19 protein-coding genes are annotated in these 25,027 nt (G+C 37.1%); 15 read left to right on the top strand and 4 right to left on the bottom strand.

The window, feature by feature from the left end; all coding sequences use genetic code 11:
- Nucleotides 1–4: 4 nt before the first annotated feature.
- The 5 genes from uxaC (at nt 5) to G7084_RS07660 (ending at nt 5,766) form a co-directional block, all read left to right on the top strand.
- Nucleotides 5–1,405, top strand: a complete 1,401-nt coding sequence (gene uxaC, locus G7084_RS07680) for a glucuronate isomerase (RefSeq protein ID WP_166011514.1) — start codon at nt 5–7, stop codon at nt 1,403–1,405.
- 23 nt (nt 1,406–1,428) lie between these two features.
- Entirely contained in the window at nt 1,429–3,045 is a 1,617-nt protein-coding gene (locus G7084_RS07675; protein ID WP_166011511.1) for a mannitol dehydrogenase family protein, read from the top strand.
- Between the two features lie 97 nt (nt 3,046–3,142).
- Nucleotides 3,143–4,024 carry an aldose 1-epimerase family protein gene (locus tag G7084_RS07670; RefSeq protein ID WP_166011509.1) on the top strand — a complete coding sequence of 294 codons (882 nt, stop codon included), beginning with the start codon at nt 3,143–3,145 and terminating at the stop codon, nt 4,022–4,024.
- A gap of 52 nt (nt 4,025–4,076) precedes the next feature.
- Nucleotides 4,077–4,820 carry a sulfite exporter TauE/SafE family protein gene (locus G7084_RS07665; protein WP_166011507.1) on the top strand — a complete coding sequence of 248 codons (744 nt, stop codon included), beginning with the start codon at nt 4,077–4,079 and terminating at the stop codon, nt 4,818–4,820.
- 271 nt (nt 4,821–5,091) lie between these two features.
- The gene (locus G7084_RS07660; protein ID WP_166011505.1) at nt 5,092–5,766 is read left to right on the top strand and encodes a GntR family transcriptional regulator; all 675 of its coding nucleotides are present in this window, start codon (nt 5,092–5,094) and stop codon (nt 5,764–5,766) included.
- A gap of 100 nt (nt 5,767–5,866) precedes the next feature.
- Here G7084_RS07660 and G7084_RS07655 read toward each other — a convergent pair whose 3' ends face one another.
- Complete coding sequence (locus tag G7084_RS07655) at nt 5,867–7,858, bottom strand: BglG family transcription antiterminator (protein WP_166011503.1); 1,992 nt, start codon at nt 7,856–7,858, stop codon at nt 5,867–5,869.
- Between the two features lie 164 nt (nt 7,859–8,022).
- Between G7084_RS07655 and G7084_RS07650 the strand changes: the two genes are divergently transcribed.
- From G7084_RS07650 to G7084_RS07610, 9 genes are all read left to right on the top strand, one after another.
- Entirely contained in the window at nt 8,023–8,481 is a 459-nt protein-coding gene (locus G7084_RS07650) for a PTS sugar transporter subunit IIA (protein ID WP_166011501.1), read from the top strand.
- Nucleotides 8,482–8,498: 17 nt separating this feature from the next.
- On the top strand, nt 8,499–8,795 hold the full coding sequence (locus tag G7084_RS07645) for a PTS sugar transporter subunit IIB (RefSeq protein ID WP_166011499.1): 297 nt from the start codon (nt 8,499–8,501) through the stop codon (nt 8,793–8,795).
- A gap of 27 nt (nt 8,796–8,822) precedes the next feature.
- Nucleotides 8,823–10,193, top strand: a complete 1,371-nt coding sequence (ulaA, locus tag G7084_RS07640) for a PTS ascorbate transporter subunit IIC (protein WP_166011497.1) — start codon at nt 8,823–8,825, stop codon at nt 10,191–10,193.
- Between the two features lie 3 nt (nt 10,194–10,196).
- On the top strand, nt 10,197–12,173 hold the full coding sequence (gene tkt / locus G7084_RS07635) for a transketolase (protein WP_206212039.1): 1,977 nt from the start codon (nt 10,197–10,199) through the stop codon (nt 12,171–12,173).
- A 264-nt stretch (nt 12,174–12,437) separates the two neighbouring features.
- Nucleotides 12,438–13,847, top strand: coding sequence for a glycoside-pentoside-hexuronide (GPH):cation symporter (locus tag G7084_RS07630; RefSeq protein WP_166011495.1), 1,410 nt, complete (start codon nt 12,438–12,440; stop codon nt 13,845–13,847).
- 24 nt (nt 13,848–13,871) lie between these two features.
- Nucleotides 13,872–16,010 carry an alpha-xylosidase gene (gene yicI / locus G7084_RS07625; RefSeq protein WP_166011493.1) on the top strand — a complete coding sequence of 713 codons (2,139 nt, stop codon included), beginning with the start codon at nt 13,872–13,874 and terminating at the stop codon, nt 16,008–16,010.
- Nucleotides 16,011–16,038: 28 nt separating this feature from the next.
- Nucleotides 16,039–16,863 carry an AraC family transcriptional regulator gene (locus G7084_RS07620; protein WP_166011491.1) on the top strand — a complete coding sequence of 275 codons (825 nt, stop codon included), beginning with the start codon at nt 16,039–16,041 and terminating at the stop codon, nt 16,861–16,863.
- 196 nt (nt 16,864–17,059) lie between these two features.
- On the top strand, nt 17,060–18,409 hold the full coding sequence (locus G7084_RS07615; protein WP_166011490.1) for an MATE family efflux transporter: 1,350 nt from the start codon (nt 17,060–17,062) through the stop codon (nt 18,407–18,409).
- A 181-nt stretch (nt 18,410–18,590) separates the two neighbouring features.
- Entirely contained in the window at nt 18,591–20,039 is a 1,449-nt protein-coding gene (locus G7084_RS07610; RefSeq protein ID WP_166011488.1) for a sugar porter family MFS transporter, read from the top strand.
- A gap of 200 nt (nt 20,040–20,239) precedes the next feature.
- On the opposite strand, the gene G7084_RS07605 is transcribed toward G7084_RS07610, so the two are convergent.
- The 3 genes from G7084_RS07605 to G7084_RS08305 all read right to left on the bottom strand — a co-directional run bounded on the left by G7084_RS07605 (nt 20,240) and on the right by G7084_RS08305 (nt 23,234).
- The gene (locus G7084_RS07605; RefSeq protein WP_166011486.1) at nt 20,240–21,931 is read right to left on the bottom strand and encodes a glycoside hydrolase family 43 protein; all 1,692 of its coding nucleotides are present in this window, start codon (nt 21,929–21,931) and stop codon (nt 20,240–20,242) included.
- Nucleotides 21,932–22,056: 125 nt separating this feature from the next.
- Nucleotides 22,057–22,920 (bottom strand): ROK family protein, encoded by an 864-nt coding sequence (locus G7084_RS07600; protein ID WP_246163799.1) that lies wholly within the window; start codon nt 22,918–22,920, stop codon nt 22,057–22,059.
- Nucleotides 22,921–23,009: 89 nt separating this feature from the next.
- Nucleotides 23,010–23,234 carry a winged helix-turn-helix transcriptional regulator gene (locus tag G7084_RS08305; RefSeq protein WP_246163797.1) on the bottom strand — a complete coding sequence of 75 codons (225 nt, stop codon included), beginning with the start codon at nt 23,232–23,234 and terminating at the stop codon, nt 23,010–23,012.
- A 296-nt stretch (nt 23,235–23,530) separates the two neighbouring features.
- On the opposite strand from G7084_RS08305, the gene G7084_RS07595 reads away from it, so the two are divergent.
- A complete protein-coding gene (locus G7084_RS07595) occupies nt 23,531–24,967 on the top strand; it encodes an MFS transporter (protein ID WP_166011484.1) in 1,437 nt (478 codons plus the stop codon).
- Nucleotides 24,968–25,027: the final 60 nt, after the last annotated feature.

Genomic DNA, 25,027 nt, shown 5'->3' with positions numbered 1-25,027 from the left:
CAAAATGGAACTGCTTGATCAAGATTTTTTACTAGAAAATGACGCTGCAAAAACCATTTTCCATAATTACATTGAAAATTTACCAATTATTGATTTTCATTGTCATTTGAGTCCACAGGAAATTTATGAAGATCAAAAATATGAGAATATTACTCAAGCCTGGCTAGGAGGAGATCATTATAAGTGGCGTCTCATGCGAGCGAATGGTGTACCAGAAAAATTAATTACAGGTGATGGGGACGATTTTGATAAATTTGATGCCTTTGCTACAACTCTCGAGTCAGCTTTTGGTAATCCAATTTATGAGTGGACTCATTTGGAGTTGAAACGATTCTTTGGTGTTGATTTGGAGATTACACATGATAATGCCCAGCAAATTTGGGATCAAGTAAATGCCAAATTGCAAAGCGATGCTTTTTCTCCGAGAGCGTTAATTCGAAATTCCAAAGTAGAATTAGTTGCCACCACTGATGATCCAGCATCAGATTTAAAATATCATCAATTATTAGCAGAAGAAGAGTCTGAATTTAAAGTTTTACCAGCTTTACGTCCAGATAATTTAACAAATATTAATGCAAAAGGATTTGGCGTTTATTTAGATAAATTATCTCGAGTAGTTGGATTTGAGATTAAGACCTTTGATGACATTATTCAAGCATTAAAAGCACGTTATAATTTTTTTGATTCAATCGGTGGACGTATTTCGGACCATTCATTATCAACTTATCATTTTAAGATGGCAACAAACGAAGAGTTAAACAAGATTGTCTTAAAATCAATTAATAATGAAGAAGTTGCTGATGAAGAAGTTGATCAGTACTTGACAATGCTTTTATTAGAATTAATGGTAATGAATCGTGATCATAATTGGACGATGCAAATGCATGTTAATGTTAATCGTTCGATTAATGTACCAATGTTTGAAAAATTGGGTCCTGATACTGGATTTGATAGTATGGGAACGCAGTCAGATATGGTACAAGAATTAACTAAGTTATACCATCAAGCATCAAAGGATGATCGAATTCCTAAGACTATTTTCTATTCATTAAATCAAAATGATTGGATGCAACTAGCAACCATGATGGGTAGCTTCCAATCACGGGGTGTCCAGCAACTCCAATTAGGTGCTGGATGGTGGTTTAATGATACAGCTGATGGAATGGATCGCCAATTAGAAGTCTTTGCTTCACAGAGTTTACTAAGTCATTTCGTTGGAATGTTGACTGATTCGCGAAGTTTTCTTTCGTATACTAGGCACGAATACTTTAGACGTGTATTGGCAAACTATTTAGGTAAGTTAAGCGAACAAGGCAGAGTGCCAAAAGATATGGATCGTCTGGGTGAAATGGCGAAGAAGATCAGTTATAAAAATGCACAAAAATATTTTGGTTTTTATGACTAATAAAATGATTAAGAGGTATTAAAATGGTTAAAGTTATCGATGATTATAAAAATAATCAATCTGCATTTGATCAAGCGGGAATTGTGATTCCACAATATGATCAAAATAAAATTATTGAAAATGCACGTAATAATCCGGTGTGGGTTCATTTTGGTGGAGGTAATTTATTTCGTAGTTTCCATGCTAAAATTGCTCAAGATTTAATTAATCAAGGTTTGATGAACAGTGGGGTGATTGTAGCAGAAACATATGATGATGAAGTAATTGAAAAAATGTATCAACCTTACGATAACCGATTCTTAAGCGTCGTTATGAAGAGTGACGATAGTTTTGATAAAGAGTTAATTGGAAGTGTAGCGGATAGTATTTACTTTAATCATTCGAATCCAACTGGATGGCAGGCTTTAACTGAAGTTTTTAAGCAAGACTCATTACAATTTGTCACGCTATCAATTACTGAAAAAGGATACTCTATTACAGATATTGATGGAACCTTAAATAAAATGGCTCAAGCGGATATCACGAATGGACCAGATGAAGCAACAACTAATATTGGGGCTATCACGCATTTATTATTTGAACGATTTAATCATGGAGCAAAACCAATTGCGATGATTAGTACAGATAATTTTTCTGAAAACGGGAAAAAATTAGAAGACTCAGTTCGTATAATTGCAAATGGATGGGTAGCTAACGGTAAAGTTGAGCCAGAGTTTTTGGATTATCTATTTGAATCTGGGAAAGTGAGCTTTCCATGGTCGATGATTGATCGAATTACACCTAATCCATCAGAAGTGGTGGCACAAAAGCTCAAGGAAAATGGGTTTGAAGATACTGAAATTTTGCATACTTCAAAACATACAAACATTGCTCCTTTTGGAAATACTGAAGAAGTACATTATTTAGTCATTGAAGATGATTTTCCAAATGGTCGCCCTGATTTAACTCAAGCAGGTGTAATTTTGACTAATCGTGAAACGGTTAATAATGTTGATCAAATGAAAGTGACAGCGTTATTGAACCCGCTGCATACAGCGTTGGCAATCTATGGAAGTTTATTAAAAATTGATACGATTGCTGAAGCCATTAATAATCCTTTACTACTTAATTTAGTAAAACGTTTGGGATATGATGAAGATCTTCCAGTGGTAGTAGATCCTGAAGTGATTGATCCTAAGACCTTTATTGATCAATTAATTCAAAAGCGTTTACCAAATAAAAATGTTCCCGATCGACCACAACGAATTGCCACTGACACATCACAAAAAATGGCCGTTCGATATGGTGTAACTATTAATAGCTATTTAGATTCAGATAAACTGGATATTAATAACTTAGAAGCAATACCATTGATTATTGCTGGGTGGCTTCGTTATCTTTTGGCGATTGATGATTTAGGACAACCATTAGAACTTAGTCCAGATCCCTTAAAAGATGAGTTGCAAAGTATGTTAACTGATATTAAGTTTGGGGCGATTGATCCAGAAGTGGTACATCAAAGTTTAAATCAAATTTTAGCTAATAAAGCAGTATTTGGATTAGATCTGACTGAGACACCATTGGCAAATAAAATTGAAGCATATTTCAAACAATTAATTGAGAGTGAAGGAAGTATTGAAAATACTTTAAAAGCCTTTTAGTAATAAATATTAATGACATTTAAAGCAAATCTAATGTAATGATGACAAATCAAAATACATGTTAGATTTGCTTTTTTCTATAAGCGAGGAATATATCATGCTAGTTATTGAAAATAATGATTTAAAAGTCGAAATTAATCAACTGGGTGCCGAAATAACACATATTTGGAATAAAAAGGAAAATTTTGATTATATATGGAATGGTGACATCTGGCCAAAACATGCACCAGTTCTATTCCCATCGATCGGAAGGTCAGCTGAAGATCAGTATTCATATGATGGGAAAATATATAATATGCCTCAACATGGCTTTGCTCAAGAACAAATGTTTACGGTAGATAATAAATCATCAGAGGTGTTGATACTCGAATTGACAGATAATGATGAAACACAGAAATTGTTTCCATTTAAATTTAGTTTAAAAATAGAATTTAGACTAAACAAAAATCAATTATTTATTAATTTTAAAATTAGTAATTTGGATAAAAAGGAATTTAGCTACTCAATTGGTGCTCATCCAGCATTGAATGTTCCGATTAATGGGTTAGGTAGTTTTAGTGATTATCAACTATCATTTGAGCCTGTTGTAGAAGAATTAAAACAGTTTGAAATTATTAAAACACCAAATCCATATCGAACAGGTAATTTAATACCGGTTAGTGCATATAGTGATGGAGTTATTAATCTAAATTATGATATGTTTGAAGCAGGGCTAGTCATTTTGGAAAATAAAGATTTGGATAAAATTATTTTACATTCAGGAGTTACAAAGCATCAAATTGAAATTAATATTAAAGATTTTCGGTATCTGTGCTTGTGGACTAAGGAAGGGGCTAATGCTGAATTCTTATGTATTGAACCATTCCAAGGCTTACCTGATATTGATAGACATGTGAGTGATTTATTGAATAAGGAAGCAAATGTTAAAATAGGTGTAGGCGAGGAAAATAGCTTGGGATATTCATTGAAATTTGAATGAATAAAATACCATAAATAGGGTTAAAAGATTTCTAGATAAGAAGGTTGATCAAATGTTTATTGGAATTTTAGTTTTGGCGGGAATTGTGGCGGGTATTTTTGCCTCAGTTGCGGGAATGGCATCAATTGTGGCTTACCCGGTATTGATTTTCTTGGGATACCCCCCAATTATGGCAAACATACTCAGTACTGGTTCGCTAGTGTTTTCTGGCGTAGGATCAATTTTTTCTTCTTATAGTCTAATCAGAAAGAATTTTAAGATTGCAATAACCATAATTATTTCTGCCTTGGGAGGCGGTGTATTAGGAAGTTATTTATTATTATATTTACCTAAAGATAATTTTGAACATCTAGTGCCGTACTTTATTTTGTTGTCAGCAATGCTACTTTTTATCTCAGGACGAATGCCTAGTAAAATAGCTACAAATAATAATGTCAAAATTAATTACCCCTTATTACTACTAGTTGGTTTTTTAATTGGAATATATATCGGTTATTTTGGTTCAGGTGCCGGATTGATGCTGGTATCAATTTTATTGATGATATTGAATTTACCGTTTGTAGAAGTTAATGCGATCAAAAATATTAGTACTCTCGCTACTAATATACTGTCGTTTATTATTTATCAGTCATCAGTTGCCATTGATTGGCGAACGGTTGTTTTCTTAGGGTTAGGAATGTTTATTGGTGGGTACTTAGGTCCCAAATTAATTCTTTATTTCCCTGATCGAAAATTAAAAATATTTATTGCAGTCTGTGCATTGTTATTGGCAATATATTTATTCCTGAATAATTAATGCTCTTGTTTTAGATATTTAAAAGTCATTGCCCAAATTATATAAATTTTTATTTTATGTATCAATGTATCAATTTATTAATAACTTTTTCACTTTTAGGACGAATTGGGGTTGACTTCATAAGCCTAATATAGTTTATTGTGTTGGTAATTTATAATAAAAAAGTTAAAAAATTGATATAATAGATAAAAATATTTAAATAGGAGCTAATTAAAAAAATTTAGATAGCCATCTCTGTTTAAAAATAAAATATAATTTGGAGAATTATGTCATGCTAAATGTTTCTAATATGCAATTTGATGCTTATCGAAGTATCATGCATAAAATTATGACTCTAGAATTACTACCCGGACAAAAAATTGTAGAAAAAGAATTAATTGAAGAATTAAAAATGAGTAGAACACCTGTTCGAGAGGCTATTTTGAAGTTACGAAATGATGGGCTAATGTATTCGATCCCACAATCCGGAACTTTTGTATCTAAAATTAATATGGATAGTGCCGAAAATGCTCGCTATATTCGCCAGACTTTAGAAATGCGGCTCTTTTCTTCAACAATTAGCGTGGTGACCGCATACGATATTGAGCAACTACGTGAAATTATCAAGCGTGAAAAGATCTTTCTAGCTAATAAAGAATACGATCTGTTTTTTAAAGAAGATGAGGCTTTCCATAAATATTTCTATCAAATGGCCGATAAATTATTAGCTTGGGATAGCGTTCAGAGTATTTCGCATCAATTGAATCGGTTTCGATGGATTCGATTGAAGGTCTCAGGATTATCATGGGGAACTTTAGATCATGATCATGAAACCATTTTAGACGCACTAGAGGCAGGGGATGATCATGAAATGAAAAGAATCGTCGGTAAACACGACGGATTAATGGTTCAAGAACAATCCGATGTTATCAAAAACTACCCAGAGTATTTTGAGTTTAGTCATTGATCTTTATCTAACAACCAATTTATCAAATGATTTAACTTCCCTCATTAGGATTATGAAATCAATTCAAAATGAGAGAAGTTTTTTATTGTTTAATTCCTTTTTAAATTTCTAAAATAGCAAGAATATCTTGCTTATTTTTACTATGCCGTAATTGATTTACATTGGTTGGGTTAGTTACAATTTTTAATAAGTCTGATAACCCTTGTAGGTGTGCAGATTCATTAATAGTGGCAAAACAAATGATAATATCAATTAAATAATTATTATGATCTAAACTAATTGGTTTTTCTAAAATTAAAATACTGAAACCCGTTCCTAAAACGTGGTTATTGGTTTTACCATGGGCCAGTAAAATATTTTGGTTTAGCATCATATATGGTCCATTATTTTTGATTAAATCAATAATATCGTCTGCATATTGGAGGGTCGTGATTTGATCATTGAAGAGCGGCTGGTTGACCATTGCTATGGCTTCGGTAAGGGTAAGTGAGGTAGTTTGAGTTTGAATTCGCTGGTCCAATAATTCAATTAATCCTGGCTGGTAATTTTCATGCAGAAGGGGCTTTAATTTTGCAATTGGATCGAGATAATTGCTTAAACTTTTTCGTAAACCAGTATAATCATTTACTTTACAATACATATCAATGATATCTAATAAAGCCTCAATACTGGAATTATTTGGGATCAATTTTAGTTGAGTTAGCTGGAGATTGATGGCGTATAGGTCTTGGTCAGTTGGAAGGGGATGGACCACAACTACAGGTACGCTAAAATTATTTTCGAGATGCACGGTGGAAATAATTAATTGAGCTTGTTGGAGTTCCTGTGAATCAGGTGATAAATTATCAAATGAAATTTGAAATAGTAAATTGGGATACATTTTTTGAAGTTGTTGTCGCAGAATTTGGGAGGTTCCTAAACCATTTCCACAGACGACTAAAACTAAGGCCTGCTCGTTGTTTTTAGGAAGTACTTGGTTTTCTAAAATGCCACCAAAATACAAGCTAATTAGTGCTAATTCAGCATTACTGATTGGATATTTTACGATTGATCGAAAAGGATCGATCGCATAGTCCGTTAAGCGGATTAATTGACGATAATTATGGAAGATAGGTTTTAACTCTAGATCGTTGACGGGTTGTTGGTTATTGATTCGGTAGTATGCGGTAATTAGATGAGTTGCTAAATGATTGATCAAAGTCTGATCATTAAATTCTACACCAGAAATATTGCTAAACCGATGGATTATTTTTTCGGCAATTTGATTCATTTCATGTTTATAGCCATAATCTTCATTGGCTGAGTTTAATTGCGTCTGAAAGATGGTATTCACTAAATAATTAGCTTCAGGAAGGGAACTAATCTGAAAAGTTTGGCTTAGGATTTTGTTGGCCCATTGAATTCCGAGAATGTTGTTGGACTGTGAAATAATTTTAGATAAACGATTATCTGCAATAGAAATGTATTTAAAATACCAACTAAAATATTTTTTTAATAACTCTTGCGATGAGTTACTTAATTTATTTCCAGTTGCTTTTTCAAAATCGGTTAACATTTTTTCAATTTTATTTTGATGAAAAGTTTCAATTTGAGAAAGATCAATGGTTTCAAAAAATTGAAAGATCAAACTCCGTTGTTCCACTTTTGGTCCGCTAATTAAATGGCCTTGATTTGAAGTTTTCAATTTGAGATTAGGGGGGAGCACCTTTTGAATTGTCTTTAAATCAGAAATGATCGTTTTTTTGGAAACTTGGTAACAATCAGCGAATGTTTTCAAACTGACGGGATCTGGCTCATTAATCATTTTAAAAATAATATTATTTTGTCGGGCCTGAATTGATAACTGTGGCTTTAAACTGACGCTCGTGCGGTTTAAAGCCTTTTTTGTGTTTTCAGGTAAAAAATATCCCATATGACGAATGTTTTCAACTGGTTCAAGATTTAGATCGTCGGCAAGCCAATGATTGAGTTTACTCAGCTGATAGAAAAAAGTTCTTTTGGTAATTTGAGTTGTACTTATAATTTCATCAATAGTTAAAAAATAAGACGCCTCTAATAAAGGCTTCAGAATTTTTGATTTTAAAATCAGCATAGCTAAACCTCCGTGGTTTGGGAATGGGAATGTTGGTCAAAGTATAGCATAGATTTCTAGTAAAAAAATTGCACTTTCAGATAGTGCAAGCAATCATCTTGGTAGCGCTTACATTTTGTATTAGTATAGGTTGTGTACTAGTACTAGAGAGGGAGAAAACGAGCATGTTAAAGAAATTACTTAATGAAAAGACGATTCAAATTTCAGATGATTTATTCGACAGAAAAGACTGGCGAAAAGCCATTACCGTAGCAGCACAGCCGTTATTGGAAGAATGCGTGATTAAAAGCACTTATGTCGAGGCAATGATTAAAAATGTCGAAGAAGCAGGACCATATATTAATATTGGTCCTAAAATTGCACTTGCGCATGCCAAATCGAGTAATGATGTTAATCAAGTGGGAATTTCTTTATTAAAAACTAATTCTGCAGTTGATCTTGTTAACGCAGAACATCCGGTCACCTTGTGGTTTGTTCTAGCGGCGCCTGATGATACATCACACTTAAAACTATTGCAAGAATTAACTCAGTTATTGATGGATAAGGATTTATTATTACAGCTAAACGAGGCATCTACAATTCGCGCAATCGCAGACATTATTGAATCCGTAAATATTAAATAAATATAGGAGAAAGAAATATGAAATTTTTAGCTGTATGCCAGTCTGGATTGGGAACCAGTTTCATGGTTGAGATGAATATTAAACAGGTTTTAATTGACTTGAATGTAACAGAAAATATTGAAATTGAACATGTTGATGTGGGGAGTGCAACGGCCGGTTCCGCAGACTATTTTTTCATTGAAAGTACTTTAGCTGAGGCGGTATCAAATTTGCCCAGGGAACGTTTAGTCTTGTTAAAATCAATTATTGATGCAGATGAAGTTAAAGCCGCTGTAGTTCAGGTGCTTGATCGAGAAAACATTGCTCACTCTTAGTAATAAAATTAGGAATGGTATTGAATTATGAAAAATATATTGAGTTTATTTGTTTCAATTGCAACTCAGCCAGCTATTTTAGTCTCCTTAATTGCTTTACTGGGGCTAGCTTTACAAAAGAAGAAAACAACTGAATTAATTTCTGGGACCATTAAAACATTTGTAGGATTTTTAGTTTTAACTGGTGGTGCAGGGATTTTAGTTACTTCCCTCGATCCGTTTGCTAAAATGTTCAAATTTGCTTTACATGTACAAGGAGTAGTTCCGAGTAATGAAGCCGTAGTGGCAATGGCCTTGACAAAATTCGGGTCTTCCACTGCTTTAATTATGTTAGTGGGAATGGTCGTAAACATTACCTTAGCCCGTTTTACTCGGTTTAAATATGTTTTTCTAACTGGGCAGGCGATGTTATATGTTTCATGTTTATCGGCCGTTGTCTTGACTAGTGCGGGGTTAGGACAGTCTTGGATGACGATTTTGTTAGGTGGTATTTTTGAAGGAACTTTGTTGACGGTGACGCCGGCATTATGTCAGCCTTTTATGCGAAAAATTACCCATGCTGATAATGTGGCAATGGGTCATACAGGTAATATTGGTTATGCATTATCTGGTTGGATTGGTAGTTTGTTTGGTGACCCAGAAGATTCAACGGAAAAGATTAATGTACCAAAGTCATTAGGCTTTTTACGAGATTCCACTATCTCAATTACGATTTTGATGGCAATCGTTTATATCGTTTTAGCGGTGGCTGCCGGCCCCGCATTTGTGGAGCGTAAATTAAGTGCTGGGACTAACTTTATTATTTATGCTTTAATTCAAGCCGGAACATTTGCGGCTGGTTTCGTCGTAGTCTTACAAGGTGTACGTATGATTTTAGGTGAAATTGTTCCTGCTTTCCAAGGAATTGCTAAAAAGCTAGTCCCAAATTCAAAGCCGGCCTTAGATGTACCGATCATTTTTGGGTATGCACCTAATGCCGTGCTCATTGGATTCTTTGTCTCATTTATTGTCGGAACATTAAGTATGTTAGTCATGATTTGGATGAAGACGACGGTAATTATTCCCGGTGTAGTAGGTCATTTCTTTTGTGGCGCAGCGGCCGGGATTTTTGGGAATGCGACTGGTGGAAAACGAGGGGCTATCATTGGATCAGCTGTTAATAGTTTATTGATTTCATGGTTGCCATTATTGATTCTACCGGTATTAGGTTCACTTTCACTTGCCTCATCAACGTTTGCCGATACTGATTATTTAGTTCCAGGTATTTTATTGGGAACTGTGGGACAAAATGGAGCATTGGCCTTGACGATTGGAATCTTGGGATTCTTAGGTGTTGTAGTATTGACGAGCTTTATTTTAAATCAACGTGACAAAAAAATAGTATCGGGGGAGGCATAAATTATGAATTTGGCAGGAATGGATCAAGCCGCAATTAATGCGATTCGTTTTTTAAGTATTGATATGATTCAAAAAGCGCAAAGTGGGCATCCAGGGCTGCCACTTGGGGCAGCCCCAATGGCGTATGCTTTGTGGAAAAATGAATTTAACGTTAATCCGCAGGATCCGACCTGGATCAATCGGGATCGGTTTGTGTTAAGTGCTGGGCACGGTTCATCTATGCTTTACGCTCTTTTACATCTCATGGAATTTGATGTTTCAATTGATGATTTGAAAAATTTTCGGCGAATACAATCTAAGACACCTGGGCATCCAGAATGGCAGGTAACACCAGGAGTAGACGCTTCTACGGGTCCCTTAGGTCAAGGCTTGGGGATGGCAATCGGTATGGCTATGGCTGAAAAACATTTAGCCAGTTTATATAATCGTCCGGGTTTTGAAATTTTTGATCATTACACCTATGCTTTGGTTGGCGATGGGGACTTAATGGAAGGTGTAAGTCATGAGGTCTTAGGTATTGCAGGGGATAAACAGCTAGACAAATTAGTGGTTTTGTTTGATTCGAACAATGTGACGCTTGATGGGGCCTTGAACTTATCCACGAATGAAAGTTTAAGGCAGCGTTGTCAGGCAGATAATTGGGATTATTTCTTGGTTAAAGATGGCAATGATCTATTGGCATTACAGCAAACGATTGAATTAGCAAAACAAACTGAACGTCCAGCGATGATTGAAGTTAAGACGATCATAGGATATGGATCACCACAACAAGGAACTAATCAAGTGCATGGAAGCGCCTTAGGTTCAGCAAATATCGAGGCCACACGTGCATTTTATCAATGGGATTTTCAACCATTTGAAATTCCGGATCAGATCTATGATTATTTTCACGAAATTGTACTGCAAAAAGAGACCGTTTATGATCTGTGGCAAGCTCAGTGGGATCAATATCAAATTGAATACCCGAACTTGTACCAACAATTAAAACATTCTTCACTTGAAATGCCTGATGGTATGAATATTGATAAGAAAGATATGGCAACCAGGACAACCAACCATATCATTATGCAAAGGCTTAGTGCTGATAATTGTAATTTTTGGGGTGGTTCGGCTGATTTGTCATCATCAAACCAAACCAAATTGGATCAGAGTGGGGCGTTTACTAATCTAACTCCGCAGGGTAATAATATTTATTATGGAGTGCGGGAATTTGGGATGGCCACAATTGCGAATGGAATTGCTTTAGCCGGCGGGACGACCACTTTTGTCTCAACTTTCTTTGCATTCAGTGATTATATGAAACCAGCAATTCGGTTAGCAGCCATTCAAAACTTACCAGTTATTTACATCTTTACGCATGATTCGATTGCTGTTGGTGAAGATGGAGCCACACATGAGCCGATTGAGCAATTAGCCAGCTTAAGGTCTATTCCGAATGTTACTGTTCATCGTCCGGCAGATGGAAAGGAAGTTCTAGCTAGTTGGCAATCAATTTTAAAGAATACTCATGGGCCGTCGGTATTAGTTTTAACACGGCAAAAAGTGCCATGTTTAGAAGCAACCAAGGTGGAACTAGGACAACATGGTGCTTATATTCTTGCCGAAGCCAAGACAATGGAGCCAGATGGGATTTTAATTGCGACTGGTTCGGAAGTTCAGCTGGCATTAACAGCGCAACAACACCTAGCAACAGAAGGTTATGATGTGAGAGTGGTTTCTATGCCGTCAATGGAATTATTTGATCAACAACCGCGCGAATACCAAGAAAAGATATTCCCTAAAAATGTTACTTCGCGGCTATCTATTGAAATGGGGACCACGTTTGGTTGGGCGAAGTATACTGGATTAGCCGGAATTAATTTGGGAATTGATCAGTTTGGTCTGAGCGGTAAAGCCGAACAGGTATTGGACTATTTTAATTTCACTGCTGATCAGATTGTTGAACAATTTATTATGAATTTCCAAAAAAACCATCGATAGTAATGTTAAAGGGAAATTGAATTGAAAAGAGACTGATCACCAGTCTCTTTTTTTGATGGAATTTACTATATCGGAGTTAGTTGTTAGGTAATACCAATAAATGGATATATCTTACTTGTCACTATATGGTTCCTGACTCTTTCACGTAATTAAATTGATTATTTTTAAGATCTGAATGATACTAACATTTGTAAGCGCTTGCATTAAAAAACTAATAAATTGTTTTTATATTTTAGCAATGGAGTAATTCGAAGGAGAAATATTATGAATAATGGTAATCAAGTTAAATGGCCTGAACGGCTAGCTTATGCCATGTCAGATTTTGGTTGTAATACAATTTTTCAAATTGTAGGGACTTATTTTATGGTGTTTAGCACTGATACGATGGGGATTAAAGCATCGGTTGTGGCAGGACTATTCGCATTAACAGCAATTATTGATTCAGTTGATGGTGTGATCTGGGGGCAATTTATTGATCGAACGCACACTAAGTGGGGAAAGTCACGGCCATACTGGCTTTGGTTCTCTGTACCATTCGCGCTTTTCTGTATTATGTCATTCTCGGCACCTAATTTGCCGATGACGTGGAAAATTGTCTGGATTTACGTTGCATATATTGGAGCGAAAGTATTGTATTCAGGAATTAATATTCCCGTAACTTCAATTTTACCGGCAATGACCAGTAATCCACAAGAACGTGTGACACTTTCAACGGTGCGTCAATTCTTTGGAAACTTAGGTGCCGCTGTATTTCTACCATTAACATTACCAGCTGTGGCTTTCTTCGCTGGAATCTTTGATAAGCATAACTCAAACCCATCAACTTCAGCTACTGGTTGGTTCATCTGGGCAGTGATCCTTGGAATCGTAACTGTGATTTGTTTAATGACTGCCTTTAAAGGAACTCGGGAACGAGTAGTAACCAAAGATTCAAATCGTTCTGTACCAATGCGTGAATCAATTAAAGCACTGAAAGGAAATTATCCTTGGGTTATCATTATTTTCATTAACTTTGTTTACTGGGGAAGTTTTTCCATTCGTCAAAGTTCTCTACCATATTATTTCAAGTACGTTTTGCATAATGAAGCTTTAGGGAGTGCAGTTTTAGCTGGAACCATTATTACTTTGATTTCAACGGCAATGGTTCCATTCTTCTCAAGATTAATTGGAAAAAGAAATACTATGTTGATCGGAATGGTTGGAACTGCCATCTCACAATTGATTTTGCATTTTGCTGATCAAATGAATGGGAATGTACCTATGATTTTGTTTGGAATGCTAGTTTACTATATTAGCTATGGTCTAGTCGGAGCATTGATTGCTGTGATGCTTTCCGATGCTGTTGATTTTGGGGAGTGGAAGAATGGCGTCCGCGCCGAAGGTTTTGTCACTTCATTTAGTTCATTTAGTGCCAAGTTAGGAATGGGATTGGGAAGTATGTTGCTTTCAGCTGTTTTGGCGGGCGGCGGCTATGTGGCAGCAACGGCTGGCTCATCAGCTGGTCAAACCGCATCAGCGCTTGATGCTATTCGCCTTGGATTTATTTGGATTCCATTGATTGGTTATGTGGCGTCTGGTTTGGTGTTGTTGTTTAACAATGTTGATAAATTGGAACCACAAATGGTAAAAGACTTAGATGAAAAACACCAACGTGAAACTGAAGGATTAGCATAGAAAATATAAAAGAGGGTATAAATTATGAAATTTTCAAATGGATACTGGTTAGGCAAAGATGAATATATTATTAATTCACCCATTGAAGCCTTTGATACCAAAGTTCTCACCGCTCAAGAAGCTGATAAAAATAGTGAAACTTTAGTGGTTAACTCAAGTTACCAACAATTGGCTTCGCGAAGTGATATGTTAGATGTTGGTAATACAACCATGTCCGTGTTTAGCCCAGCACCAGATGTGATTGGGATCGAATTAAAGCATTTTGATCAAGATGATCACAATCCTTTATATCAATTGGAGCAACAAGCTGTTACACCAGACATTAAGGTGGATCCCAAACAAGCTAGATTTAAAAGTGGTGATTTAGAATTAACGGTTGATCTGCATAATAAATTCAACCTAGATTTTAATTATCAAGGGAAGCGGATTACTGGTTCAGAGTTTAAAGCGCAGGGATCGATTGATGATTTATCTGGTCAGCAGCTTGGTCAAGTTATGCATCCCAATACGGTTGTAGGGGCACAAGCCATGGTTAGTGATCGCCAAATCACTCGGGCAGATCATTATATGCGGGAACAACTTAGTTTATTGCCAGGAACCAAGGTTTATGGTTTTGGGGAAACCTTTGGACCATTCGTTAAAAATGGTCAAACGATTGATATTATTAATCGTGATGGTGGAACTGGTTCTGATCAAAGTTATAAATCAATTCCCTTTTATATCGCAGCAAAATCCGGAATTTCAAAAGATGCCAAGGGGACTTATTATGGCGTTTTTGTAAATGAAAGCCAACCCACAAGCTTTGAAGTGGCAACGGAAGTTGTAGATCGTGTCAGCTTCTCAACCCGGGGTGAAAGCCTTGAATACTACATCATTGCTGGTGAAACTCCCAAAGATGTTTTAGGTAAGTATAATAAGTTAACGGGTGGTTCCACCTTACCACCTGAATGGACTTTTGGACTATGGTTATCAACTTCATTTACAACGGATTATTCAGAGGAAACCGTGATGAAGTTTATCGATGGGATGTTTGAGCGGGATATTCCATTATCAGTCTTCCACTTTGATTGCTTCTGGATGAAGGGCTTTGAATGGAGTAACTTTGAATGGGATAAGGAACAATTCCCTGATCCTGAAGGCTTAATTCAACGGTTGCATGACCGAGGTTTGAAAGTTTGTGTTTGGATTAATCCATATATCTCACAAAAGTCACGTCTGTTTAAAATTGGTAAGGAAAAAGGTTACTTCATTAAACGAACTGATGGGAATGTTTGGCAATGGGATTTGTGGCAACCTGGAAATGCAATTGTTGATTTTACAAATCCAGAAGCCGTACAATGGTATCAAGGTTTGTTGAAAAATCTCTTAGATATGGGAGTAGATTGCTTCAAAACTGATTTTGGAGAACGAATTCCAATGCATGATGCAGTTTATTATAATGGTAATAATCCAGAGGGTGAGCATAATTATTACACCCATCGTTACAACCAAGCAGTCTTTGAGCTCTTACAGCAAGAAAAAGGTGCAGACGAGGCAGTAGTCTTTGCGCGTTCGGCCACCGTGGGTGGACAACAATATCCGGTCCATTGGGGTGGTGATAATTTAAGCCAATTCCACTCAATGGCTGATACTCTGCGTGGTGGGTTGAGCTTAATGTCATCCGGATTTACTTTTTGGAGTCATGATATTGGCGGATTTGAAGAAAATGCGAGTGCCGCAATTTACAAGCGCTGGACTCAATTTGGTCTTTTGTCGAGTCATTCGCGGTACCATGGTAATATTCAATATCGGGTTCCATGGCTCTTTGATGAAGAAGCAGTTGATGTAACACGTAATTTCGCCAAACTAAAACAAAAGATGATGCCATATATTTACAGCGAAGCTAAGGCCTCGGTCACAGCAGGAATTCCACTCATGCGTCCAATGTATTTGGAATTCCCAAATGATGCTAATTGTGCTGACTTGGATCGTCAATATATGTTTGGAGCAAAGCTTTTGGTTGCACCCGTTATGAGCGAAAATGGGGATGTTGATTATTATTTGCCAGCTGGGCGTTGGCAACATGTGATTGATGGTCGGGAAGTGATCGTGGATGCTCATGGTCAATGGATGGCTGAAAATTATGATTATTTGAGTTTACCAGTTTGGAAAAAAATTGATTAAAAAGATGAAATAAGAGGACAGCGATATTATGGCGGATGAAAAAGGTGGTGAATACGAAGTAGTCGTTAATAATAACGATGTCGACGTACGAATTTTTGTCTCGCGGGAAGATCCAGGGTTTAAGCCGTCACACTGGCATCGCCATATTGAAATTGTCTTAGTTTTGTCAGGAACAGTCACCTTTAGTTATGAAGCACAACAAGTTGTATTACAAGCAGGTGAGTTTATTGCGATTGGTTCGGGGGTGCTCCACTCCTCAAACCATGAGAAAAATTGTTCCGTCGTCTTACAAATTCCGATTTCTTATTTGGAAAAATATTGGGATAATCCTGATAATATCTTATTTACCATTCAAAAGCAGGATCGACTTGACGTTGTATATCAAGACATCGTCGCGAGCTTACGGGAAATGGTTCAAGTGTATCAGCATAAGGAGCGGGGCTATCGCTTTAAGTTTAACGAATTGATGTTACATTGCTTATATTTGATTTTCACGAAATATGGTCAAGATAGTGTGCTAATTAATGTTGGTCAAGATAAACGTTTGAAAGAAGTGCTGGCTGATATTAATGAAAATTATGCAACTACACTTACAGTCAACGATTTAGCCCATAAGTTTCACTATAATCCTGACTATTTAAGTCGTATTTTTAAACAAAAAACGGGTGTTTCGTTGAATCGTTATATTTATTTGGTCCGCTTGTCACATGTACATTTTGAGATTGTAAATAGTGATAAACCGATTCATAATATTTTTGAAGATAATGGTGTTAATAATATTCGATTGGGTACAAAATTGTTTGAACAATATTATGGTGCACTGCCGCGTGAAGTTAGGAAACGACGAAAATAATCCGTATGTTTGAGTCGGATTCATCTACACCCCAGAGTTATTTTAACTTTTGGGGTGTTTTATATTAAGAAGAAAAATGGTAAATTAAAACATAATATTCAGTTAGTTGTGAAAGGCGACTAGGATGGGTCTGATTTGAACTTCAATTGAAAAATTATACCAAGGTTGAACTGAGGGGAAGAGGAGTAGTAGGAAGATGCAAGATTTAACAAAGGGTAATCCAGTTAAATTAATTATGCTGTTTACGTTACCCATTATCGTAGGATATTTATTTCAAAATTTATATAATATTATTGATATGTTAATTGTTGGTCAGACATTGGGAGTTCAAGCGCTTGCGGCGGTTGGGTCAACTGGTTCGGTGATGTTTTTAGCATTAGGATTTGTGGGCGGGGTGACATCGGGAATGTCGATCATTACTGCCCAGCGATATGGTGCTCAAGATTGGGCCGGTGTACGGCGCTCATTTGGGCAGAGTATCCTAGCCTCCGGTCTGATTACAGTGGTTTTAACCTTGGTCGGAGTCGTCGGATTACGCGGGCTTTTGACGTTGATGCAAACTCCGCAGAGTATTTTTGAGATGGCCTACGCCTTCATCGTAATTATTTGGGGGGGACTGGTAACTCAGGTAGGTTATAATATTTTAGCTAATGAAATGCGTGCGGTTGGAAACTCGCGCGCCCCGTTGTATCATTTGATCTTAGGGATGGTTATTAACATTTTATTGGAATTATTATTTATCATCGTCTTTCGTTGGGGCACGGCAGGAGCAGCAGCGGCAACCGTAACAGCGTATGGAATTTCAACGGCGACAAGTTGGTGGCATATTAAAAAATTCATCCCAGTTTTGCATATTACAAAAGCAGATTTAAAATGGGATGCTAATGAAATCAAAATTCACTTGTCTGCGGCGTTACCAATGGGCTTTCAACAATCCGTCATCGCAATTGGTTCAATGACATTACAAGCCGCAATAAATTCATTGGGTACAGATGCGGTAGCTGGATATACTGCGGCTTCAAAAGTTGATCAAATTTTGGTGCTCGTCTTGATGTCTTTTGGAGTGACCATGGCAACTTACGTGGCCCAAAATTATGGAGCGGGTGAATATCGTCGTATTTTAGTGGGTATGCGACAAGCTTTGAAAATTAATATTGGTTTTGGAATTATCTTAGGTATTTTTGAAATCAGTTTTGGTCGGTACCTGGTTCAACTATTCTTAGATTCCCATAGTGGGGATGGTGCGGTAATTCAACATTTAGCTCAAACTTATTTTGGGGCGAACGGACCTTTTTATGCGATCCTAGGAATCTTGTTTATTTTGCGGTATGCATTACAAGGTTTAGGAAACACCAAAGCGCCTACACTGGCTGGTTTTGCCGAAATGTTCTCACGTTCATTAGGTGCCTTTGTCTTAGTGATCTGGTTTGGTTTTTATGGAGCAAGTCTTTCAAATCCTTTAGCATGGTTAGCGTCAGTTTTGTGTTTAGTACCAGCTTGGAATAAACATCGTCGGGAAATCCTAAGAAAAATTCAAGAAAAATAATTAAATTAATACAGAGATAGAGTACCAGATTGGTTTTGGTACCCTATTTTTTTAATTTTTAAAAAGTTGGTTGCGAGAACCAACCAACTGGAGTACAATAAGTTTTGTAAATTAGTAAGCGCTTTCAATCGCTTGCATCTTAACTTATATATTCTTTTTGTTTTTAGGAGGCAAAATTGTCATGGCTAGTAAAAAACACATGTCAACTAGTTGGATTTATTTCTTTGGAGCCCTAGGTGGGTTACTATTTGGATATGACACTGGGGTTATCTCAGGGGCCATGTTGTTCATTGGAAAGGAACTAGGAATTCAAGCAGGTTCATTTGAAGATGGATTTATTACGGCGTCTGTTCTTTTGGGTGCGATTTTAGGGGCAGCCATTATTGGACCGATGTCTGATAAATTTGGTCGAAAGAAATTACTCTTAACAGCTGCTATTATTTTCTTCGTTGGAGCGATGGGATCAGGAATTGGTTTAAATTATGCAATGTTGGTCACTTCACGAGTATTATTGGGGGTTGCGGTTGGTGCTGCTTCGGCCTTAATTCCCACATACTTAGCTGAATTGGCTCCTGCCGATAAGCGTGGTGGAGTGGGGACGTTGTTCCAGTTGATGATTATGACTGGAATTTTCTTTGCATACGTCTCAAATGAATGGCTTTCACCACACGGTTTGTTTGGTCTTTCGAGTCATGTTGGTTGGCATTGGATGCTTGGTTTAGCTGCGATTCCAGCAGCATTATTATTCTTTGGTGGTTTAACCTTACCTGAATCACCACGTTACTTGGTTAAACAAGGAAAAGAAACTGAAGCCCAACATGTGTTAGAGACATTTAATGCAAATCCACAAGTAGTTCAAGAAGAATTACATGATATTAAGTTGCAAGCTCAAATGCCTTCGGGCGGATTTAGAGAATTATTTGGACCAATGGCGCGTCCGGTCTTAATTATGGCTTTAGGTTTAGCTGTTTTCCAGCAGGTGATGGGATGTAATACTGTTTTGTATTATGCACCAAAGATTTTCATTTCAGCGGGATTCAGTGAACACTTCGCTTTGCAATCGCATATTGTAATTGGAATCTTTAACGTAATTGTGACGGCCATTGCGGTTAAAATTATGGATAAAATTGATCGTAAAAAGATGTTAACGTATGGAGCCTTAGGAATGGGGGCGTCATTACTATTAATGTCAACGGCGATGTTAGTTTTGAAAGCAGGGGCTGGTAACTTTGGATCATGGATTTGTGTGGTAGCCTTAACTTTGTACATTGCATTCTTCTCAGCTACCTGGGGACCTGTTATGTGGGTAATGATCGGTGAAGCTTTCCCATTGAATATTCGAGGATTGGGAAACTCGTTTGGAGCTGTAATTAACTGGACTGCCAATTTCGCTGTTTCACAATCATTTCCAATGTTGTTAATTGCCTTTACACCAGCACACGCCTTAAATGCGGAAGGGCAAGGAATTGCCAAGCTGTTTATCATCTATGGAGTGCTATGTTTCGTAGCCATCTGGTTTATCAAGAAATTCACTATCGAAACACGAAATCGTTCTTTGGAATCAATCGAAGCTGCCCTACGTTCACGGGCGCATGCTGATGGTTATTCGGATGGAACGGAAGTACAATAGATCTATTAAATACATTGTTCATGCAATATGATAAAAGAGTCGGTTATGTTAGTCTTTACTAGCATTACGACTCTTTTTTGTAACGATTAAATTATCTACGACTTTTGATGTGCGGCGCCTCAATGCAACTGATAAGGAATGATAATATCAAAAAACCAGTTCGAGCTCACGAACTGGTTTTTAATTAATACTGAATTTAATTAGTCGAATTGACGTTCTTCAGAAGCAGCAAACGTATATTGATCGGGAGCAACTTGGACATCACCTAATTCCTGGTAGTCAAAGAAGTCAAAGGTTGCAGTGGAATGATAGCCAGCGTAGTCTACCGCAGCCAATCCAATATAGGCGCCGGTGAAGAATCCGCCATATTCTTGTACGACATAATCGTCGGATAGAATGGCGGCGTCCAGCTTAACACCGGTATCAAACCAATTTTCACCATCAAATGAATATTGGTAAGTATAGTAGGTTTTACGATTTTGTGACTTGAACCATACATATTCGGTATTTTCAGGAATGACAATGGCTGCATCTTGTAGGTACGACGTGTATTGGCCATTACGTAGACCACCTTTATTTTCGGCAACTTCAATCACGGATTGACCGGCATCATTTTTGGTAATGAAAATCCACGACCAATGAGAATGATTATAGTAATTGGTTAGACCAGCCATGGCTTGATATGAGTACGGTGTGAATTTAACCTTGGTTGTTGCATCAAAGTAAAAGGCCTGCCAACGTCGCGCAATAAGTGAGAGATCATACGGATTAGCGAGTGAACCCTGACCGATGAGTTGAAGTGAACCCTGACCAACCGAACCCATTTTATCGGTAAATGGAACTCGGAGTGTGTTCCAATTTAGATCAAGATGGTTTTCTGTGAATTCATCATGTTGAGAGTGATCCGTGGGCGCTTTAGTTTCGATGGCGTCTTTTGGCGCATCCACGAAGGTAGTTCCACCGTGACCGCCCACGACACGAGGCCAACCTTGGGCATCCCATTCCACTTTTTGAATTGATGTTTCTCGTCCCAAAGTTGACCAACCACGTGGATCGGTCGCCGATTCGGTAGCATGATTCCAGGGCCGAGCAGTTAGTGAAGCATAATACCATTCACCACCGGGGGTATTAACTAATGAGCCATGCCCTTGCTTTTGTAGGTAGGTGCTTGGGGTATCAAAATTAGTTAGGAACGGACCGTCTGGCTCAGTTTGGAATGAGTTAGCATCTAAATTGTTTGATCGCGCGACAACTTCTTGGTGGGTAAAAATAGTTCCACCTTCTGCGGCAAACAAATAATATTGACCATTAATTTGATAGATATGAGGACCTTCTACTAATTTAACGGGGGTTCCTTCCCAGATTGTTCGAGCCGTTGCTGGCATTAATTGCATCGTCTTGACATCAAATTCCGTTAAAGTAATGCCATTAAAGGGATGCCGGTATTCCCGGTGATCCCAAGTTTGTTGGACGAGATATTTTTTGCCATTTTCGTCATGGAAGAGTGAGGCATCGAACCCAACCCCGTTGACAAAAATGGGATCAGACCATGGTCCATCAATTTTTTCTGCGGTGGTTAGATAATTTTTCATATCTTTAAACGAACCATCAGTGATTTTAACATCAGTGTAGATTAACCAGAATTTCCCATCATGGTATGAGAGATCTGGAGCCCAGATTCCCCCTGACGAAGGATTTCCCTTCATATCCAATAATTCAACGCGATCTAACACGTTGGTTACTAAGTTCCAGTGCACTAAATCTTGTGAGGCGTGAATGCGAACCCCGGGGAACCATTCAAAAGTTGATGTGGCAATGTAGTATGTGTCATCAACTCGAATCATTGAAGGGTCTGAGTTAAAGCCAGGTAAAACCGGATTTTGTATTTTCATAATATGCTCCTTTGAATAAAATATGAAAACGTTTACTTCAAAGTAATATTAACCTAGTTAGTTGTTCAATGCAACTAACATCAAAAAAGACCAACTATCTAAAACGACAATCGGTCCGGATAAATTTAATGAAAAGAAAGCTTGAAATTATCAAAGTTAAGTAATTTACGGGTTACTAAGGCGACACCGCCAAGCAAGATTGCTTTATCCACAGTTTGGTGGGCAAATAAAATTTTGGTATCAGAGTTAGGTGTAATATTTTGATAAAAATGCTGGAGTAATTCGAAATATTCTGGCCTTAACGCAATAATACGTGAATAAAGCAGAATAGCATCTGGAGCAGTCTGTTGAGCCATATTGTAACAAATCATTGCTAAGGCTTGGAGCCAATGATGTAACATATCCGTTGCGATCGGATCTTTTTGATCCACTAAGGAACAAAATTCTTGACGACTTAATTGTTCAGTTTTTAAGGCCATCGCCGTCCGTTGCAAAATCGATTCTTCTGAAAATAAATCTTCCAAATGAATGGGAGAGTAATTTTGATTAAGATCAGTTTGAAAAGTGATAGAACGCCCAACTTCGCCGGCTTCACCATGTTTACCAATAAAGAGTCGATCATTTTGAATCATCCCAGAACCGATTCCATCATGAATATTTAAAGTACTAAATGTTCTGATATTGGGATCTAACAAATGCCCTTGAAAATCTCGTGTATAGATTGCGGCTAAGTTGGCTTCATTTTCTAAGTAGACGGGAACCTGAAATTGATCTTCCAAATTTTCGACGATATTTAGGGTTAATAAATCTTCGTGATAGGGGACATAACTAATTTTATTTTTAAAAACTACACCATGAATGCCCAGACCGATACCAATTAAGCCATGATTAGTACCTAAATCATCCAATCCTTGAATAAAATCAATGGCTAGTTGTTGAATATTTGAAATTGGTAAATTACGTGTTTGAAATTCACCGTTTTGGATCACTTCGCCGGTAATATTGGCAACAAGATATCGTAGATGACCACGGCTTAGATCAAAAGTTACAATGTAACCATAATTATGATTAAAGCGAATTAACTTAGGACGCCGTCCCCCGCATTGGAAGCCACACCATCACCAAGTTCCTCAATAAAATCTTCTTCCTCCAAATTGCGATAAATAGATGAAATCGTAGATTTGTGCAGGTGAACCTGGTCGGCAATCTCAACCCGAGATGTTTGTTCAGCATTGAAAAGGACCTGAAGCATCAGTTTGCGATTGGTCTCGCGCATTGAATCTTGATCGATTTTAGAAACCATAAATATTAAAATCTCCTAGCATTGAAATTTGAATTAACTAGGTTGCTTGACTCCACAAAGACACAGTCAAAACGCCTAATATAACATACATAAGTTAAGTATAGCGGTTTTACTTGATTCCGGAAAGGATAACCTAAGATAGTTGCACCGAACAACCAACGATGATATAGTGGTTTCGTAATATGAAAGAAAGCGGATACATAAATGATTGTGAATAATTTTTGTTGTTATACAATCATGAAAGGATCTGTTCTCAAATGCTATTTTTTTAATTATGAAAGGACCGGTATCAGTTTATGAATAATGTTGGAACGCAAACAAATGAATTTGCGAAATTATCCTTTGGTGAAAAATTTGCCTATGGACTGGGAGATTTTGCCCAGAATTTGGTTTTTGGGACAGTAGGAGGTTTCTTGTTATTTTATATGACGAATATCAATGGAATTTCGGCTGCCACTGGTGCCACTATTTTCCTAGTTGTCCGTTGGATTAATGTTTTTTGGGATCCGTTTGTCGGAACGGTGGTGGACAAAGCTTCACCTAAGAATGGTAAATATCGACCATATTTGATTTGGTTTGGAATTCCGTTAACTATTCTAGCAGCATCGTTGTTTCTTCCACTTGGTTTTGCGAAGGGGAATGTCTTATACGCGACTATTTCTTATATGGCAACCGCGATGGTTTATTCATTTGTGAATATTCCTTATGGTTCAATATCGGCATCATTGACACGTGATAATGACGAAATTGCTAGTTTAACTTCGGTTCGTATGACACTAGCAAATACGGCAAATCTACTAGTTTACACACTATTCCCACTCTTTGTTCAGTTAGTTTCACCTGATCGTAAATTAACTGATACTGGACTGTTTGGTCTTAAATTACACTTAGGAAACTACGGGATTCAATCAGCCCAAGGTGCCTGGTTCAAAGTTTATGGCGTATACATGGTCCTCGGTCTGATTGCCTTGATGATTACTTACTTTGGAGTAACTGAGCGAGTGGTTCCTTCAAAGAAAGAATCAAGTTCAGTTAAATTCGCTGATTTATTTAAGGAATTTATGGAAAATAAGCCCTTACAAATTTTGGGATTATTCTTCCTAATCGCCTTTACCTTCATGTTTTTTGGTAATACAGTTTGGCCATATTTTATGCAAACTTCAATTGGGCATCAAGAATGGATGGCTTCCGTTGGATTGATCGGATCAATTCCTGGAATTTTCTTAGTCTTCCTTTGGCCTAAATTACGTAATATTTTGGGTAAAAAAGGTTTCTTCTTCTTCTTTATCGGTATCTTTATTGTCGGTCAATTGATTTTGTGGTTCTGGACTAAGTCGCCAGATAATATTGTTATTGGTTATGTTGGACGTTTTCTACAACAATGGGGCTTAACTTCAGCAACTGGATTTATGTGGTCAATGGTTCCAGAAGTGGTTACCTATGGTGAATACACTTCGAAGAAACGAGTAGCTGGAATTATTAATGCGATTATGGGCTTGTTCTTTAAAATTGGCTTGGCTTTGGGTGGAATCCTTCCTGGATTTATCTTGGCAGCAACCCACTTCAATGGTCAAGCAACCCACCAGGGTCAAAGTGCTATGACTGGAATTGAATTTTCGATGATTTGGGCACCAATTGTACTTTCGTTGATTGCGATGGGAGTTATGGCGTTCTATCCATTAACGGATGCTAAGGTGAAGGAAATGAATGAGAAGTTAGTTGATAATAAATAAATCTATTGAAAACGCTTGCATAATTTTATACAGGTGTTTATAATAAAAAACATAAGTTAG

It is taken from the genome of Weissella coleopterorum (assembly GCF_011304355.1).
Lineage (GTDB): Bacteria > Bacillota > Bacilli > Lactobacillales > Lactobacillaceae > Weissella > Weissella coleopterorum.
Note: the sequence above shows the minus strand (reverse complement) of the source record. Positions and strands in the feature narration are given on the sequence as shown.